12 protein-coding genes and 2 pseudogenes are annotated in these 18,283 nt (G+C 68.9%); 7 read left to right on the forward strand and 7 right to left on the reverse strand.

The features are described 5' to 3' along the window. Nucleotides 1–90: 90 nt before the first annotated feature. Nucleotides 91–2,337: a pyridoxal-phosphate dependent enzyme gene (locus ACFV6H_RS28580; protein ID WP_385547626.1), complete on the reverse strand. Its 2,247-nt coding sequence runs from the start codon at nucleotides 2,335–2,337 to the stop codon at nucleotides 91–93. 724 nt (nucleotides 2,338–3,061) lie between these two features. Here ACFV6H_RS28580 and ACFV6H_RS28585 point away from each other — a divergent pair. The 5 genes from ACFV6H_RS28585 to ACFV6H_RS28605 all read left to right on the forward strand — a co-directional run bounded on the left by ACFV6H_RS28585 (nucleotide 3,062) and on the right by ACFV6H_RS28605 (nucleotide 10,913). Then, on the forward strand, nucleotides 3,062–3,259 hold the full coding sequence (locus ACFV6H_RS28585; RefSeq protein ID WP_385547629.1) for a hypothetical protein: 198 nt from the start codon (nucleotides 3,062–3,064) through the stop codon (nucleotides 3,257–3,259). Nucleotides 3,260–3,329: 70 nt separating this feature from the next. Continuing rightward, a complete protein-coding gene (locus ACFV6H_RS28590) occupies nucleotides 3,330–3,965 on the forward strand; it encodes a uracil-DNA glycosylase (protein ID WP_385547632.1) in 636 nt (211 codons plus the stop codon). A 190-nt stretch (nucleotides 3,966–4,155) separates the two neighbouring features. Further along, nucleotides 4,156–8,250 (forward strand): discoidin domain-containing protein, encoded by a 4,095-nt coding sequence (locus ACFV6H_RS28595; RefSeq protein WP_385547635.1) that lies wholly within the window; start codon nucleotides 4,156–4,158, stop codon nucleotides 8,248–8,250. 297 nt (nucleotides 8,251–8,547) lie between these two features. Further along, a complete protein-coding gene (locus tag ACFV6H_RS28600; RefSeq protein ID WP_385547638.1) occupies nucleotides 8,548–10,254 on the forward strand; it encodes a discoidin domain-containing protein in 1,707 nt (568 codons plus the stop codon). 83 nt (nucleotides 10,255–10,337) lie between these two features. After that, nucleotides 10,338–10,913, forward strand: a complete 576-nt coding sequence (locus tag ACFV6H_RS28605) for a hypothetical protein (RefSeq protein ID WP_385547641.1) — start codon at nucleotides 10,338–10,340, stop codon at nucleotides 10,911–10,913. 420 nt (nucleotides 10,914–11,333) lie between these two features. Here the strand turns inward: ACFV6H_RS28605 and ACFV6H_RS28610 are convergent, their stop codons facing one another. After that, the gene (locus ACFV6H_RS28610) at nucleotides 11,334–11,510 is read right to left on the reverse strand and encodes a hypothetical protein (protein ID WP_385547644.1); all 177 of its coding nucleotides are present in this window, start codon (nucleotides 11,508–11,510) and stop codon (nucleotides 11,334–11,336) included. A 166-nt stretch (nucleotides 11,511–11,676) separates the two neighbouring features. Further along, the gene (locus ACFV6H_RS28615) at nucleotides 11,677–11,964 is read right to left on the reverse strand and encodes a hypothetical protein (RefSeq protein WP_385547647.1); all 288 of its coding nucleotides are present in this window, start codon (nucleotides 11,962–11,964) and stop codon (nucleotides 11,677–11,679) included. Between the two features lie 306 nt (nucleotides 11,965–12,270). Between ACFV6H_RS28615 and ACFV6H_RS28620 the strand changes: the two genes are divergently transcribed. Beyond that, nucleotides 12,271–13,017 carry a phosphotransferase family protein gene (locus ACFV6H_RS28620; RefSeq protein WP_385547649.1) on the forward strand — a complete coding sequence of 249 codons (747 nt, stop codon included), beginning with the start codon at nucleotides 12,271–12,273 and terminating at the stop codon, nucleotides 13,015–13,017. 75 nt (nucleotides 13,018–13,092) lie between these two features. Here ACFV6H_RS28620 and ACFV6H_RS28625 read toward each other — a convergent pair whose 3' ends face one another. The 4 genes and pseudogenes from ACFV6H_RS28625 to ACFV6H_RS28640 all read right to left on the reverse strand — a co-directional run bounded on the left by ACFV6H_RS28625 (nucleotide 13,093) and on the right by ACFV6H_RS28640 (nucleotide 16,832). Beyond that, complete coding sequence (locus ACFV6H_RS28625; protein ID WP_385547741.1) at nucleotides 13,093–13,902, reverse strand: IS5 family transposase; 810 nt, start codon at nucleotides 13,900–13,902, stop codon at nucleotides 13,093–13,095. A gap of 114 nt (nucleotides 13,903–14,016) precedes the next feature. Continuing rightward, nucleotides 14,017–14,665, reverse strand: a pseudogene (locus tag ACFV6H_RS28630) (transposase); the annotation flags it as partial. Between the two features lie 171 nt (nucleotides 14,666–14,836). After that, nucleotides 14,837–15,424 (reverse strand): GNAT family N-acetyltransferase, encoded by a 588-nt coding sequence (locus ACFV6H_RS28635; RefSeq protein ID WP_385547652.1) that lies wholly within the window; start codon nucleotides 15,422–15,424, stop codon nucleotides 14,837–14,839. Nucleotides 15,425–15,678: 254 nt separating this feature from the next. Then, a pseudogene (locus tag ACFV6H_RS28640) lies at nucleotides 15,679–16,832 on the reverse strand (winged helix DNA-binding domain-containing protein). Nucleotides 16,833–17,065: 233 nt separating this feature from the next. Here ACFV6H_RS28640 and ACFV6H_RS28645 point away from each other — a divergent pair. Next, a complete protein-coding gene (locus ACFV6H_RS28645; protein ID WP_385547655.1) occupies nucleotides 17,066–17,995 on the forward strand; it encodes a hypothetical protein in 930 nt (309 codons plus the stop codon). Nucleotides 17,996–18,283 lie beyond the last annotated feature (288 nt).

Below are 18,283 nucleotides of genomic sequence, written 5' to 3' on the forward strand. Positions count from 1 at the left end.
ACATCGGCCGTTCTCCCCGGGACGCCGGGACGCCGGGACCCGGGCCGCCGCCGTACCTCGCCGTACCTCAGACCCCGACGCCGACGCCGCTCAGAGAGATGCGTGCGGACTCACCTCCGCCTCGGCGCGGGTGAGCGTCGCCCGATGACCGAAGAGTCCGGGCAGCCCTCCGGTGTGCAGAAAGACGGTACGCCTACCGGGAGCGATGTCGCCCGCCTCAACTGCCGCCATGAGGCCCGCCATCGCACGGCCCGTATAGACCGGATCCAGAACGGTGCCCTCCGTACGGGCCGTACGGATCAGAGCCCGCATGACAGGTTCGGTCAGGGCGCTGTATCCGGCGCCGACCTGATCGAGCACGATACGGAGGCCGCCCGGCTCGCAGTGTGTCCCGGTCAGGCCGGTGACCAGCGCGGACACCGTGGCAGCCGGTTCCCGTACGGCTCCGCAGTGGACGCCGAGCACCCGCGCCGGACCCAGCGCGCCGACGAGACCCGCCATGGTCCCTCCGGAACCGAGCGCCACCACGACGGTATGCAGATCCGGGGCCTGGGCGAGAAGTTCCCGGCCGCACTCGACATAGCCCCGGGCTCCGAGCACGCTCGAACCGCCGAACGGAATCAGCGCCGGGACAGCGCCCTGACCGCGGAGCCGCTCGACCTCCTCCTCGGCGCGCGACCGCAGTTCCTGGCCGCCGACATCGCCCGCCCAGACGACCGTGGCACCGAGGAGCCCGTCCAGCGCGAGGTTGCCCGACGTGGACGTATCCGGTGATCCGGCCAGGACGAGTACGACGTCCAGTCCCAGCCGTGCGCCGGCGGCGGCCGTCAGCCGGGCGTGGTTGCTCTGCGGCGCGCCGGTGGTGACCAGGACGGTGGCGCCCTGTTCCACCGCCGCGCCGCACGTCCACTCCAGCTTCCGTACCTTGTTCCCGCCGCCACCGAGCCCCATGAGGTCATCACGCTTGATCCACAGATCGTCGGCGCCGAGGCCCAGGGCACGGGCCAGCCGCGGCATGGGCTCAAGAGGTGTGGGCCAGGTTCCGAGCATCACGCGCCGCGCGCTTCCACCGTTCTCGGCCGCGACCGAATTCATCTCCGCCCACCTTCCATCCCGTCGAGCTGTACGAAGATCAGCCTGGCACGGTCGGGACGCCGGCGCAGTCGCCCGTATGGGCACAAGGAGCGTGGCGGTAAGTCCTGCGAGAGCGAGCGCGGCGCCGGTCAGGGCGATGCCCGTGAAGCCGGCGAGCTGAAGGACGAGTCCACCGAAGGCGGAGCCGATGGCGATGCCGACGTTGAACACGGAGATATTGACCGCCGCGGCGATGTCGGCGGCCGGATGGGCCTGAAGGGACACATTCACCTGTGCCGCGGTGCTGAAGGCGTTGAAGGCCGCCGCCCAGAGCAGGGCGAGGAGCCAGATCAGGACCGGACTCGTGATGACCAGAGGAATGGCGGCCAGGCTGATGGCCAGCAGAGCCGTGGCGGTCGACAGACCGCGTCGGGGATGGCGGTCGGCCGCCACGCCGCCGGCGATGTTGCCGACCGTACCGGAAACTCCGCTGGTCAGGAGAAGAACGCCGACCGTGGTGGTGCTGAGGCCGGTCTGCCGGGTCAGGAGCACGACGAAGTAGGTGGACGCCATGTAGTGGCCTGCGGTGACAACGACGTTGCCGGCGAAGGTGACCAGCAGGCGCGCGTCGGCCAGCGCCCTGATCCGGCTCGACATGTTTGACGGCGGCTCCGGCGCGGGCTCGGGCACCAGGCGGACAGCGGCCACCAGAACACCCATGGTCAGGGCACCCAACGCACCGTAGACGGCACGCCAGCCGAACACATCGCCCAGCAGCGTACTCACGGGCACACCGATGACGGCGGAGACGGTAATGCCACCGAAGACGGTCGCGACCGCACGTCCTCGCCGTTCGGGGCCGGTCAGCGTCGTGGCCATGGCCAGTGCCGTCACCGCGTACGTCGCCGCCGCGGCGCCGGTGAGTGCCCTGGCCGCCAACAGAGCGGGAAAGGAGGCGGCGAGAGCGGTAACACCGTTCCCGACGGCAAGTGCGCCCAATGCTCCCAGGAGGACCCGCCGACGGGACAGACGACCAGTCACCGCCGCGAGCGGCGGGCCCAACAGCGCGACGGCCACGGCGTATACGGAGACAAGACCGCCGGCGGCACCGGCGGAAATCTCCAAGTCGGCGCCGATGCGGGGGAGTAGTCCCGCGACACCGAGCTCGCTCGTGCCCAGGACGAGAGCGCCCAGCGCCAGCACGGCCAAGGCCGGTTTCGCGACCGGTCGTTGAGTGCCGACCATGGGAAAACGTGTTCGCATGAGACCTCTTGGGGACAGACGGTTCCGGGTTTCGAGCAGCACTGATGGACCTGCTCGCGGTGTGCGAAGAAGGTTGCTGGGGGAGTTGCGCGAAGGGCGCCGATGGACATCGCGCTGGAAACCGGAAAGCGGCCACCCGAGAAGCGACAGTACGGGTCCCGGCCGGAGGCGGTCGCGGAAGACCGTCGCAGAAGGCGATGCCAGGCTCCACGATAGGGCAGCGACGGCGGTCGCCGTAGCCGCCGGGCGCCGGCCGCTCCGACTGGTTTGTTGCCGAGACCGGCGCGGGGCCTGACACAACGCGAAGGCACACGCACCGACACACGCGAAGACACACGCCACAACGACACGGAGGACCTTGCTCCGTGGCACGGTGGCCACTGCCGCGCTGGCCGCCGCAGGCGTGACCCAGACCGGGGCGGCGGACGTCGAGCGGCCAAGCGACCTACCTGCCGGAGCGTTATGTATGCTCGGGCGTGATCATCACGGCGGCGGGTGTCTCGGCGGGAGCGTACATGGTCCTGTGTTTGCCCGCCGTGATCGCCGGGGGACACTACGGCGAAGGCGATCCAACTGGCCATCGAATATGATTCGCAGCCGCTGTTCGACTCCGGCAACGCTGCGGACGCCGATCCCGAACTCAAGGAACTGGCACTGCGTTTGCCGGCCGAATCCCAGGTGTAACGGGCGCGCGGCGGTAACCGGCGTTGGCGCGGTGCCGGTGGTGGGCGCACGACCGTATGCCACCGCGAAGGCTGCCGTCACGGTACGGCTGGTCGATGGACCGACCGCGCTGATCGGGATGGGCGGTCTGCGGCAGCTGACCGATCCCGCCCTCGGCGCCTTGGGCCCATCGCCGGCGGCACCCGCACGCTGGCACCGCGCGGCCGTCAGCCCATCGGCACCAGCGGACCGGTCGTAGACTCGCGGTCGTACGTAAATGAAGCCCGCCCGTCCCGACGGCACGGCGGGCGCTGGAAAGGGCGCCGACGATGAAGGCGATCGACACCGACCGGTTCTGGGAGCTGCTGCACGCCCTTCCCGTCCCGGACGACGCGGAGTCCCTCCACGGACCGGACGAGTACGGTCGGCTGCGTGACCGCAATCTGCGCCACTACCTTGAGCTGATGGCAGACATCCGACCCACCGTACTCCTGGTCGGTGAAGCTCCCGGATACCGTGGTCACACCATCTCCGGCGTTCCGTTCATGAGCATGCGTCAGCTCACCGCCCGCCCAGGGCTGATCACCGGCGCTCCGGAGGGCGACGGTTTTGAACTGCCCGTGGCGCCGGCGTACACCTGGGAGGCGTCCTCGGCCGCCGTATGGAGCGCGCTGGCCGACTGGCAGGGCCCGCTGCCGATCTCCTGGCCGGTCTACCCCAATCACCCGCACGAGCCCGGCCGCCCCGAGTCCAACCGCACGCCTCGGGCCGCCGAAATCGCCGATGGCGTACCGATTGTCCTCGCACTGGCGGAAGCCTTCTCCATCACCACGATCATCGCCGTCGGCCGCAAATCCCAGTACGCCCTCGCCCGCAACGGCGTCACCGCCGCAGCCGTACGCCACCCAGCCCAAGGCGGCGCCCGCATCTTCGCCACCCAACTCGCCGCCCTCAACCGCGGCTAGCGTCGCCCGCCCCACGCACCGGTCGCCGGTCGTCCGGCGGCGGGACTCCCGTGCTGCGCTCCTCCCGCCAAAGTAAGTCCGTGCACATCCCTTGACAGACCACTTCATGCCGAACCACGATCTGACATCGTTGTCATTCGGTTGCTGGTTCACCTTTCTGTGGCAGCAAGCCTGATCGGAGCTTCTGTTGATGTCTGTCCCACCCGCACAACCGTCGCGTCGCACGGTTCTCAGCACAGGCTCCACCCTGCTGGCCGGATTCGGTCTCGGCATGGTGCTTCCGGCCTCCGGCCACGCGGCGACCGGGGACACTCCCGCCACGGCCCGGGCCCTGTCCAAGGGCGAGCTTGCCGCCTACCGTCCCGTGTCGGTGTCCTCCACCGACTACGCGCCCACGCCCGGCCGGTTCGTGGTGGACAGGCTCGACTCCGTCGGTGTGCGCGGCTCGGGATGGCGTGCGGGCGACGGGGACCCGCAGTGGATCTCCGTCGACCTCCAGGCGCTCTGCGAGGTCGAGTCGCTGCGCCTGACCTTCGAGGCGACGGTGGACGATCCGCCCTACGCCGACGCCCCGGGCGGCAATCCGCGCGACAGGACCACCGGCCAGGAGATCCTGTCCAGTTGCGCCGTCGCCTTCGTGATCGAGGTCTCCCGGGACGGAAAGTCCTGGACGCAGGTCCACCGCACCGACTCCGGACAGGGCGGGATCGTGGAGATCGCGCTGCCGAAGCCGGTCACCGCCCGGTGGGTCCGTATGACGGTGCACAAGCGGTCCAACGACAATCCGCTCGGCCTCAACGGGTTCCAGGTGTACGGCGTCAGCCGCGGCGCCCGGCCGGAGGCCACCGGTTGGACGGACTGGGGGACCCGCCGGCGTGACGTCGAGCCGCTGAAGGTCGCCGGGGACGGGACCGTACCGCTGGAGTCCGGCTGGGACCTCACCATGGACGACTGGGCGGGCGGCGAAGGTGCCGCGCTGTCCGGGACGGAGGTGGACACGAGCCGCTGGCTGCCCGCGACCGTACCGGGCACCGTACTGACCTCCCTCGTCGACCAGGGACACCTTCCCGATCCCGTCGCCGGGCTGAACAACCTCCAGGTGCCCGAGGCTCTCTCCCGCCACGCGTGGTGGTACCGGCGCCGCTTCCGGCTCCCGCGCGGCTTCGACGCGGGTCGCGGCCGACGGCTCTGGCTGGAGTTCGACGGCATCAACCACGAGGCCGAGATCTGGCTCAACGGCACGAAGGTGGAGACCCAGTCGTTCCCCTTCGCCCGTGGCGCCTACGACGTGACCGAGCTGCTGGCCGGGTCCGACGAGCGCGCCTCCGACGAGCACGCGCTCGCGGTACGGATCAGCCCGATGCCGTTCCCGGGCAGCCCCGCCGACAAGGGACCCGAGGGTCTGGCATGGGTGGACGCCGGCGCCACGACGATGAACCGCAATTCGCCGACGTATCTGGCCTCTTCCGGCTGGGACTGGATGCCGGCCGTACGCGACCGGGCCGCCGGGATCTGGAACCACGTACGGCTGCGGTCCACCGGCGACGCGGTCCTCGGCGACCCGCGCGTGGACACCGTACTGCCGGATCTGCCCGACATCCGCACCGCGGAGCTCACCGTCGTCGTCCCGGTCCGTAACGCCGCCACGGGCAGCCGGCGCGTCACGGTGTCGGCGGCCTTCGGCCGCGTCAAAGTCTCGCAGTCGGTCACGGTGCCCGGCGGCGGCTCGGCCGATGTCACCTTCTCTCCCGCCACCCACCCGCAGCTCCGGCTGCGCGATCCGGAGCTGTGGTGGCCCAACGGCTACGGCGAGCCGAACCTCCACGAGCTCACGCTGGTCGCGTCGGCCGACGGGCGGGAGAGCGACCGGCGCACCTCCCGTTTCGGCATACGGCAGTTCGGCTACGAGTACGACATCCCGCTGACGTTCCAGTCCGCGACCGACTCGTATGCGGAGACGGTGGACTTCGCTCCGCAGACGGCCCGCTATCTGCGGGTCCTGTGCCGGACGCGCGCCACCGACTGGGGCTCGTCGATATGGGGCCTCGCGGTCGTGGACAGCTCCCGGGCCGACACCGATCTGGCTCTCGGCCGGGACGCCACCGCGTCCTCGGTGGACGATCCGGGCAACGCGGCGGGCAATGTGACGGACGGGAATCCACGGACGCGGTGGTCCTCGGCGTTCGAGGACGACCAGTGGGTACGGGTGGACCTCGGCTCCGCCGTCCGGTTCGACCGGGCCGTCATCACCTGGGAGCGGGCCTACGCGAAGACGTATGTGATCGAGGTGTCGGCCGACGGCGACTTGTGGACCGAGGTGAAGGCGGTCGACAACTCCGCCGTGCCACTGCCGTTCACCGGCGGCAGCGCGAGTCTCCAGAGCACCGAGTTCGCCGCCCAGAAGGCCCGCCATCTGCGGGTGCTGTGCACCAAGAGGGCGACGAGCTGGGGCTGTTCGATGTGGAGCCTGTCCGTGGTGGACAGCAGCCGTCCCGGTACGGATCTGGCGCTGCGCAAGGACGCGACCGCTTCCTCCTCCGAGAGCGGGAGCGGACCGGGCAACGCGGTGGACGGGAACGGCGCGACACGCTGGTCCTCGGCCTATCAGGACGGTGAGTGGATCCAGGTCGACCTGGGCGAGTCGGTCTCCTTCGACCGGGTCGCCATCGTCTGGGAGTCCGCGTACGCCAGGTCGTACACCATCCAGGTCTCCGACGACGGCGAGTCGTGGCGCGATGTGACATCCGTCGACAACGCGACCGTACCGCTGAAGATCAGTGTCAACGGAGTGCGGGTGTTCTGCCGGGGCGGTAACTGGGGCTGGGACGAGCTGCTGCGGCGTATGCCGGCCGAGCGGATGGACGCGGCCGTCCGGATGCACCGGGACATGAACTTCACCATGATCCGCAACTGGGTCGGGAGCAGCAACCGCGAGGAGTTCTACGCCAGTTGCGACGAGCACGGCATCCTGGTCTGGAACGACTTCCCGAACGCCTGGGCCATGGACCCGCCGGACCACGACGCGTTCAACAGCCTCGCCCGGGACACCGTGCGGCGCTACCGTATCCACCCGAGCATCGTGGTGTGGTGCGGCGCCAACGAGGGCAATCCGCCGGAGGCGATCGACACCGGGATGCGGGAGGCGGTCACGGCCGAGGCACCTGGTCTGCTGTACCAGAACAACTCGGCCGGCGGCATCGTCTCCGGCGGCGGCCCGTACGGCTGGGTCGAGCCCGCGCGTTACTTCTCGTCCTCGACCTACGGCGGCGAGGTGTACGGCTTCCACACCGAGATCGGTATGCCCACGGTGTCCACGGCCGAGACGATGCGCAATCTCGTCGGCGACGGGCCCGAGTGGCCGATCGGCGGTGCGTGGCTCTACCACGACTGGAGCACCCGGGGGAATCAGGCGCCGCAGAACTACCAGGCGGCGATCGAGGAGCGGCTCGGCACCGCGAAGGGCCTTGAGGACTTCTGCCGCAAGGCGCAGTTCGTCAACTACGAGAACACCAGGGCCATGTTCGAGGCCTGGAACGCCCGGCTGTGGGAGGACGCCAGCGGTCTGCTGCTGTGGATGTCGCACCCGGCGTGGTACAGCACGGTGTGGCAGACCTATGACTACGACTTCGATGTCAACGGCACCTACTACGGTGCCCGGACCTCGTGCGAGACCCTCCATGTGCAGGCCGACCCGAACGACTGGCATGTCATGGCGGTCAACCACACACCGCGGGAGATCTCCGGCGCGGTGGTCACCGCGCGCTGCTACGGCCTCGACGGTCGTCGGCTCGGCGGCGAGAAGCGCCAGCAGGTGGACCTCAAGGGCTCGGCGACGACCCGGCTGTTCACGGCCGCTCCGACGGAGGACCTGCCGGCCTTCCATCTGCTGCGGCTGAGCCTCACGGACGCGCGGGGACGTGTGCTGTCGGAGAACACCTACTGGCGCTACCGCGAGCCGAAGGACATGCAGGCCCTCAACACGGTCCGCAAGGCCAAGGTGTCCGTGGATCCGGGCCGGGTGACCAGGGCGGGGGAGCGCAGGGAGCTCACCGCGCGGGTGCACAACCGGGGTTCGTCGGTCGCGGCGATGGTCAGGCTTTCGCTGCGGGACGCGCGGACCGGCGAGCGGGTTCTGCCGACTCTGTACGGCGACAACTATCTGTGGCTGCTGCCCGACGAGGCCCGGACGATCACCGTGTCCTGGCCCGCCGAGGCGCTTCCGTCGGGCCGGCCTCGTCTGTCGCTGGACGGATACAACGTGCCTGCCGTCTCGGTGAACGCCTGAGGCAGGGCCACGGCATAACGGTTGTCCCTCCGTCGAATTTGACTCCTGACCGGCGTCCCTGGCTCCTGACCGAAGGGGAATTTCGCTTGGTCCTTCGGATCTGACGTCGATCAGTCAATAATTTTCAGCTCTTTGTCTTGCCCATGGACAGACAGGTCTCTACGTTGTGTGGGGTGGCAGCGTGCGCCGGGACGCGCACACTGCCACCCCACACAGGCACTCGCACCCCCACCACGTTCTTCGAGCAGCGATCTTCCGCGCACGTCCATACGCAGAGCCGATTGCGAGGAACCCCCCATGGCCGTTTCCCGACGGACCGTCATCGCGTCCGCACTGGCCGGCGCCGGAGCGGCGGCGGGCCTGGGCGCCCAGGCCCAGAGCGCGCAGGCCCTGGAGGCCCGGGCCCAGGGCGCTCAGGCAGCCTCTCCGCCCGGAGACGTCGTCGGCAAAATCACCGTCGGCTACCAGGGCTGGTTCGCCTGCTCCGGTGACGGTGCGCCGATAAACGGCTGGTGGCACTGGTCGCAGAACTGGGGCCAGTCACCGTCCCCGAGCAACACCGCCATCGTCAGCTGGCCCGACGTACGCGACTACACCCGCACCTACCGGACCGCCTATCCGGCGCTCGGCAGCGGGCAGCCGGCCGCGCTGTTCTCCTCGTACGACCAGCAGACCGTCGACACGCACTTCTCGTGGATGCAGCAGTACGGCATGGACACCGCCGCTCTTCAGCGCTTCAACCCCAACGGCGGCGAGGGCGCGACGCGGGACGCCATGGCGGGGAAGGTGCGGAGCGCCGCCGAGAAGTACGGGCGGAAATTCTACATCATGTACGACGCCACCGGCTGGACGAATATGCAGCCGGAGATGAAGGCGGACTGGCTGGAGAAGATGAGGGCACACACCGAATCTCCGGCCTACGCCCGGCAGAACGGCAAACCGGTGGTCGGTATCTGGGGCTTCGGCTTCAACGAGCCGAACAAGACATGGTCGGCCGCGGTCTGTCTGGATGTCGTCAACTGGTTCAAGGCGCAGGGCTGTTATGTGATGGGCGGAGTGCCCACACACTGGCGCAGCGGCAACGAGGACTCACGGGCCGGATACCTCGATGTGTACCACGCCTTCGACATGCTCTCGCCGTGGATGGTCGGCCGGATCGGGAACATCGCGGGCGCCGACAACTTCTACGCCAACGTCAACACACCTGACCAAGCACACTGCGACACCTACGGGATCGACTACCAGCCCTGTGTGCTGCCCGGTGATCTCCAGTCGGGGCACCGCGCGCACGGCGACTTCATGTGGCGGCAGTTCTACAATATGTGCCGCATCGGTGTGGCGGGGATCTATATCTCGATGTTCGACGAGTTCAACGAGGGCAACCAGATCGCGAAGACGGCCGAGAACGCCTCCCAGATCCCGGCGGGTTCGGGCATCCGGGCCCTGGACGAGGACGGCACGGCGTGCTCCTCGGACTATTATCTGCGGCTCACCGGTGACGGCGGCCGGATGCTGAAGGGCCAGCTCGCACTGACCGCCGTCCGTCCCACACCGACAGGCGGCGGTACGAATCCGCCGCCCACCGGCGACCTCGCGCTGCGCAAGCCGGCGAGCGCGAGCAGCCAGACGCAGAACTACGGCGCGGGCAACGCCGTCGACGGTGACAGCAACACCTACTGGGAGAGTGCCAACCACGCCTTCCCGCAGTGGATCCAGGTCGACCTCGGTTCCACGCAACCGGTGAAACGGATTGTCCTGTCCCTCCCTCCGAACCCCGCCTGGACCGCCCGCGCCCAGACCCTCTCCGTCCTGGGCGCGACGGACAACACACCCTTCTCCCCGCTGACCTCCCAAGCCGCCCACACCTTCGACCCGGCAACCGGCAACACCGTCACCCTCCCTGTCGCCTCCGGCCTGTCGGCCCGTTACATACGAGTGCAGTTCACCGCGAACACAGGCTGGCCGGCGGGCCAGCTCTCAGGACTGAGCGTCTACGCGGACTGACCAGCGCGCGGCGAAGATGCGGGGTGGGCGGATTCGGGCAGGGGCCGTCCACCCCGTAGTCACGCCAGTCATGGGGAAACGCCATGAGCGATATCAGTACCGGAGACGCTCCCGGGCGGCTGCTCCGCATGGCCGCACCCCCCAACGGCACGGTGCCCATCGGGCGCCCGTATCCCCATCTGCGGGCCATGGTGCTCGCGGAGAACGGCCGCGCGTGTGACGAGGGCGAGTTGTGCGTATGCGGCTCACAGTGCTTCGACGGATACCTCGACCCGCGTGACAACGACAGCCGGTTCCTGAACCACACCGCCGCAGAAGAGCACGCCGCCACGGACGACCACATGTCCGCAGAAGACCACACGGTGTCCGCCACCGGTCCGGCGCCGCAGGACTGCTACCGCACCGGCGACCGGGTGCGATGGCACGACGGCGAACTGGTATTCCTCGGCCGTCTCGACCACCAGGTCAAGATCAGCGGATACCGGATCGAACTCGGCGAGATCGAGTACGCACTACGCTGGCATCCCGGCGCCCGGGAAACAGCGCCGGACGCGCTGCACCGGCAGACCGAGGCGTTCGCCGCCTATCGGCCGACACCTCCGCGTACGCCTGGCCAAAGGTCCTGGTGCCCCGGAGCGCGGACGAGATGGCGGCGGTGACGCGGGGCGCGAGCAGGACGCCGTGTACGGGCAGCGGCGCAAGGCGCTGAAGCTACCGAGGTCCAGGGTCCAGGGACTGGTGGCCGGGCGACGACTGCTGCTGACCCCGGGCCGGGGGCGATGCCACGATCGCGGTGGAGGCCACCATGGACACTACCGTCGGACTGCTCCAGCGCGTGCGCGGCGCGGATGCCGGTGTCGGCGTCTCAGCTGTTCCAGTCGCGCACCAGCGCTCCGCCCAGGAAGCCGACGAGCCGTTCCGCCTCGCCCTCGGCCTGACGGCGGGCCCCGGTGGGCACCGTCCGAACGGGGCGATCCGTGCACACAGCCGCCGACCGGCCCGGCCGGAAAGATGCCTGGCCAGGATCCAGCACGGGTCGCCGTCGACGTCGATCACTACGGCCTCGTCGCCGAGCCCGTTCAGCATCCGCCGTGCCCGGCCGGGCCCACTCCCCACCAGCGCGCCAGATCCTCCGCCCGCGCATGCTCCCCGGGAACCTGTGGGACACCGCCGGGCACCCAGTTCTGCGGGTGCGTGAACCGTACGCTGCGGCCCTCGTTCGGTACGAAGCAGAGCTGCTCGCTGGCGCTGACCATTTCACCCGCCGCCGAGCCCATTCGCCGTGCCACTTCGGCGGCCAGTTCATTCCGTGTCAGCGTCGCGCCGTCGAGTGCCTTGCCCCCGTCCAGCGGTCGGCTCGGTCGTACCGGAGGCAGGGCCCGGACGGCGGGCCCGGGCCCTTGCTTTGGGTGGGGTTGTCGGTCAGTCGCCGGTGTTGGTGGCCCAGACGGGCCTGTTGGCGTTGTTGTAGAGGACGACGTTGCCGTCGCTCTGGACACGCAGGATGGCGCGTCCGTTGCCGGAGGTCCACGCCTGGTTCTTGCCGAGGGTGGCGGGCGCGTAGAACCGGGAGTCGCTCCGCAGAGCCACTCGGGGCTGCGCGCTCTGGACCGTACGGCCGCTCTCCACGGCATCGGCGGCGTCAGCGGCGGGAACGGCGGCCAGGACGGGCAGGGCTGCGAGGGCGAGCGCGGGAAGACCACGCCGCACGAGGTTTTTGATCACAACCCGGATTTAGGCAGTCCTCAGATGCCCGAGACAGCCCCGCAGCCACGAACTCACCCGTATGGCCCACTAATTTCATCACCGAAACGACACTGCAAACGCCGCAACCAGCAACCGGAAACCGCGGAGCTCATCGGGGTCTATAGGACTCCTGACAAAAGTGGTGGGTTTGACCTGGTCAGAGGTTGGTGTCGTGCACGAGGTCGCCGGGTGGCGGGACGTGGTCAGCCGCGTAATTGCACGCGATAAACCTGGCGAGGTCGGCGGTCGTCCCCGGGATACTGGTCGCCCATGGATGAGGTCAAAGTCGTTGTCGCCCATTCCGAGCGCGCGACTCTGCGTGTCGGTGACGTGTTCTTGAAGGTGGATGCCGATCAGGCGCGCATCGACGTCGAGGTCGAGGCGATGGCCTTGGTGCCGGTCCCGACTCCGGAGGTCCTGTGGCGCAAGCCGCCCGTGCTCGTGATCGCCGCCGTCCCGGGGACGACGCTTGGGCGTCTCGGCGGGCCGTCGACCGGGTCGTCGGCGGCGTGGGCCGCGGCGGGTGCCACCATCCGGCAGTTGCACGAGGCGCCGTTGCCGCCCTGGCCCGGCCGGCGCCGTCGGGGTCCCGACGAGTTGGCAGCGGAACTCGACGGCGAGTGCGAGTTGCTCGTGACGAAAGGCATCCTGCCCGCCGACCTGGTCACCCGCAACCGCCAGGTCGCCGAGGCCGCGATCCGGCCGTGGACTCCGGTGTTCACGCACGGCGACCTGCAGATCGAGCATGTCTTTGTCGACGGCGACGAGGTCACCGGCATCATCGACTGGTCCGAGGCGGGCCGGGGTGATGCCCTGTTCGATCTCGCCACCTTGACGCTCGGACACGAGGAGCACCTCGACGACGTCATCGCCGGTTATGGCACCGACGTCGACCTCGACGTGATCCGCGCGTGGTGGTCGCTGCGAAGCCTGCTGGGGGTTCGCTGGCTGGTCGGGCACGGCTTCGACCCGTCCGCGCCGGGCTGTGAGGTCGACGTGCTGAGATCCCGGATGTGAGGCTGCGCGAGCCCGACTGCTACGTATGCGTTCTGACGCGTCGAGCAGGCCATCCCCTGGGGCGATCGCCCGCCCTTACTCCCGACAAAGTGCGGTGCGCAGTCGTCGCCGGCAGATGACGGCGCAGCCGAGGGTGACGAACGCGTGGTGGATGTCGTGGTGGATCTCCCATCGGATGCGTAGGCGGCGGAGCCAGTGCAGCAGCGCGATTGCTCCTTCCACGACCCAGCGGTACATGCCCGGGCCGGAGCCGTGCCCGGTGCCGCGCCGGGCAAGGTGCGGGGTGATCTGGAACCGGCGGACCTTGTCCCGGTGGACCTCGTGGTCATAGCCGCGGTCGGCATACAGATACTTGGGGCGGCGCAGTGGCCGGCCGCGGTTGCCGCGGATCGGCGGGACAGCCTGGATCAGCGGCATCAGTGGGGTGACGTCGTTGCGGTTGCCGTCGGTGGTGACTGCCGCGAGCGGGATGCCGTGCGCCTCGACGATCAGGTGGTGCTTGCTGCCGGCCTTGCCCCGGTCCACCGGGGACGGACCGGTGGCCGGCCCGCCCTTCATCACGCGGATGTGGCTGGAGCCGACCGCGGCGCGGGAGAAGTCCAGCAGGTCCGCGGCCCGCAGCTCGGAGAGCAGCAGCTCGTGCAGGTGCTGCCAGACCCCGGCCTCGTTCCAGTCCCGCAGCCGTCGCCGACAGGTCATCCCCGAGCCGAAGCCCAGTTCCTGCGGCAGAAACTCCCAGCGGATCCAGCGGATCCCGGTGTACAGCACGAACAGGATCCCGCACACCACCCTGCGACTGTCCAGACGCTTACGACCCGGACACCGCGGATTACACGGAACGACCGGCAGCAGCGGCTCGATCCGCGCCCACAACTCGTCGTCGATCTCCCCCGGTCCGGCAGCAGTCTTCCTCGTCTCGACCGGCCCGCACCCCCTTCGGCCAGCATCAACGAGAACTGACACACCGTCACTCCCAGAGCTCTTTTGTCAGGAGTCGTTAGGCGGTCGGCCGCCCTTGGGGTCATAGACCCGTAGGAGTGTTGGCTGGCGCATCACGCGGTCGGAGCGGAGCCGGCCGAGGATCTCGACGGGCAGCCCCGCCAGCAGATGGGCGATGCGCGGGGCGTCGTATCCGGCGTCCAGCACAACCAGTACCTCCGGATCACCCGGTTGCCACTGACCGGTGGTGACGAGCCGCTCGACGACCTCGTGGATCTGCACTGCGGTCACCGCGGCGACGTCGGCGTCGGGCTCCAGGCGGACCGCGTCCAGCACCGCCGTCCAGGACGTGCGGCCGGTCTCCAGCGCGGCCACGACCGAGTATGGCCAGCCAGGCACCATCTGGTGTTTTCCTTCACCCCGGCCGAATGTGTGGCAAAAGGAGTGGTCAGCACAGGTATTGGCGTCGGGGCGGAGCCACGGCGAGACGTCCACGGCGAGCACCAGCCGGCCGTCCGCCGCCCTCGGCAGCGGCATCCCGGCCAGAGCTCGACGCAGTCGGCCGACGTCGATCCGCCCCGCCGTACAGAGCTCCGTGACCACGATGGTGCTCGGGCGCGAGCGCGAGATCGACCAGCGTCCGCACCGGCCCGTCCGTGCACAACAACGCATCGCATAACTCGAACAACGCGTCGCCTCGCGCGGTCATGTACGCGTACAACTCCGTCCGGAAGTGTGACACTTCCGCGAACGCATCCCGCAGGACACCCTGATGCTCAGACTCACGACCACGGCCTTCGCACTGTTCCCCTGCCTCTGTGACGGAGCACAGGATCAGACGAAGGCCGCCCTCACGTCCGCTGAACTGCGAAAATACAGATCAAGTTCGAGGTGCGTTCAACATGGAATCCAGATGCTCGCTCATTGAGTGCAACTGTGCGAACTCGTCAGCGAGCATGCCCGTCATGACGAGATCGTGGTACCCACCGGCGAAGAACACATGATCGCGGAGGCGACCCTCCTCGACGAAGCCGAGCTGACGATGAAGGGCCAGCGATGCCTGGTTGTGTGCGAAGATCCGCGCTTGGCACTTGTGAAAGCGCCGCTCGGCGAACATGAAGCGCAGCAGCATCACCACAGCTTCTGCAGCGTAGCCTTTGCCCCGATGATCAGCGCCCACCGTGACGCCGTACTCGAACCAGCCCGCACGCGGATCAGCGTGGTGCGAGCCGACACTGCCGACTATTTCCCCCGTGCCGACCGCTTCGATGGCCAACACGAAGCAGTCGCCATCGAACCTGGCAGCGGCCTGCTCCTTCGCCCAGGTACGGAAGCCCTCGGCGGAGCGCGGTGGTTGCAGCACGTCTCCCAACCGTTCCTCGTCCACGGCGAAGCGCATAAACGCGGTCCAGTCATCAGGCTCGATGCCCCGCAAACGCACCCGCTTGCCCGTCCAGAACGATGTCATCCCCTATTTGATCACGTTGTAGTGCGCGAGGTCCAAATCTTTGCTTCCCCCCTGAAACCACCTGTGACCTGGCACTTCAATGTTGTGCCGAACGTGCCAAGGATGGCGCGCGTTGAGTGCCGGATGTTAAACGACAAGCTGACCTTCGACGCGGGCGGGCCGCTGCCGCTGCCGGTGTGCGGGCCTTTGAGGGGATGGCCGGATGCGGGCTGCCGGTGTCCCGGAACGGGTACGCGCGGTCCGATGGGGGTGTCTCAGCTGTCCCAGTCGAGTGCCAGTGTTTCGCCGAGGAAGCCGGTGAGCCGTTCTGCTTCGGTTTCGGTCTGGTGGTGGGCCCAGGCGGGCAGGCGTCCGAAGGGGGTGATCCGTACCCGTAGCTGCCGACCGGTCCGCCGGCTCGACCATATGCCGCGCATCCGTCCGCTCACCAGCAGTACCGGGGACATCCAGCCCTGGGGCCGGTATACCTGTGCGCGGTATTTCTGGGCGAGTTGGGCCGGCGCTGTGCGGGAGGCGCCGATCACCCATGGGTCGAACGTGGGCAGCAGTCGGACGGTGTTTTCCGGGACGGCGGAGTCGAGTTCGGAGAGATGGTCGGCCAGGATCCAGTACGGGTCGCCGTCGGCGTCGATCGCTACGGTTTCGTCGCCGAGCCGGTTGAGCATCCGTCGTGCCTGGGCCGGTCCCACTCCCCATCAGCGTGCCAGATCCTCTGTCTGGGCGGGTCCGAAGGCGCTGAGGAAGCGGCGGGTGATCTCCGTCAGCGCATGTTCCGCAGGAACTTGCGGGATGCCGCCGGGTACCCAGCTCTGCGGGTGCGCGAACCGTACGTTGCGGCCCTCGTTGGGTGCGAAGCAGAGCTGTCCGCTGAAGGAGACCGGTTTGAGGTAGAAGCCCCAGCTGCCGCTGACCATGTCACCTGCCGTCGCCGAGCTGGTGCGCCGTGCCACTACGGCGGCCAGTTCGTTGCGTGTCGGTGGCGTGCCGTCGAGTGCCTGGCCGGCTGCTTCGAGCAGTTCGACGGTGGCGGGGTCGGTGACTCCGTAGTGCCGGTAGGTTCCCAGTCCTGCGAGCCACAGGCCAGTTCGTCGGCGGGCAGCAGATGCAGGGTGCCGCGCATGGCCCACAGTTTGACCAGGGCCCGTTGCGACCATAACGCTGCCGCGACCGTCTCCCGCTCCAGTTCGTCGACGCGTGCCCAGAGTGCCAGTTCGGCCGACGACATCACCTGTGCCTGTATCCCGCCCAGCCGTCCCGCCACTGCCACCGCGACCGCCACGGCCTGTGACGCGGTCTGTGATGCGTCCGCCCGCCGTACCAGTTGCTGCCGCTCTGTCCGCCAGGCCAGTGCCTGCTCCCAGGACACCTTCACGTGATCACCTCGTCGCCCACCGGCCGCTTCCGGCATCCCGTCAGAGTAGAACGTCACCGGTGGGCCGGACGAAGGCCGCCTCCGACCGGCGCCGCCGTACTCCGGGCGCGCCCGGCCAGATCGCACGGCCCTTGTGTGTGCCTGCCGAGTGCGACTTCGCGCTCCGTCGGATGGCGTAACCGTCGCTGGGACGCACGGATCATGATCAATAGCCTGGCGTCCGGCGCGTGATCTCGCGTCTGTTCGGATACAGAAGGCGGGCGGCTCCCATGAAACTTCCAGTGTTGCAGCGTATGGCCTGGCTCACTGCGGTGACTGTGCTGCTGACGGTGGTCGGCACTGTCCCGGCCGGTGCGGACGGTGAATGGCGGAAGGTGGGCGGCGATGCCCGCAGTGGTGTCAGCGGCGTGGCGTTCGAGGGCCGTACCGGAGAGGGAGCGGGGGCGCGTGTGCTGGTGGTGCACGACAACAAGCGGCCGGGGCAGCGGCGTCTGTCCCGGATCACTCACGGGGAGGGTGCCGGCGAAATCTCTCCGATTACCTGGGACGGGCCGGAGCCTGTCGACCTGGAGGCCATCGAAGCCGTCCCGGGGATGCCGGGGGAGTACGTGGCTCTCACCGGCCGCGGCATTGTCTACCGTCTGAGGGTCACCGGTTCCACGGCGACGGTCGCCGACTACTCGCCGCTGCCGTCGATCGGTGAGGGCGACGACTTCGAGAGCTTCGCGCTCGTCGCGCGGAACGGGAGACTCGCGGCGCTGTGGGCGGACCGGGGAGCCGGCGCGGATCATCCCGCCACGCTGTACGCGGCGTCTCTTTCGTTCGCCGCGTGGGGTCAGCCGCAGTTCGGCGCTGTGACGCGCCGGGTCTACCGGGCGGCGTACCCGGTCGGCGACGGCACGCGGCACATCTCCGACATCTCGGTGACCGGCTCCGGCCGGATCATCGTGAGTTCGGCGGCGGACGCCGGTGATGACGGTCCGTTCGATTCCGCGGTGAGCGACGCGGGCCGGGTGGCCGTGTCGGCTGCGGGCCGGGTACGGGTCACGCTCGCGGCGTCTCCGGTCCTTCTCGGGACGTTCCCGCGGTACAAGATCGAGGGGGTGGAGTGTCTGCCCGGGTCCGCCGATGCCTTCTTGGGCACCGACGACGAGAATCTCGGCGGATACGTGCGGACCATGCCGTTCTGCGGAGCCTGACCCCGGCCGCCGTACGCAACTCGGCCCCGAACACCACCAGCCCGCACCCGAACCAGCAACTTCGCAGCACCTCGCAGTGTTTCGCCCGCCGGTCATACGATCGGCGGGGCGGAGCAGCAAGCGAGCCCCCGAGTTCGCCGGCAGTGTCCACTCGGACCGGCTCCGGCGCCTTCGCCGTACCGTACGTCCTGTCTGCTGGTGAAGAGACGGTCTCCCGGACGGACCGCGACAGCACCCTCGCGCGGACAGTGAAGCTCCGGGACCGTTACGGCAGTGCCGACCGGTACG

The sequence above is a fragment of the Streptomyces sp. NPDC059743 genome (genome assembly GCF_042732975.1).
In the GTDB taxonomy this organism is placed as follows: domain Bacteria; phylum Actinomycetota; class Actinomycetes; order Streptomycetales; family Streptomycetaceae; genus Streptomyces.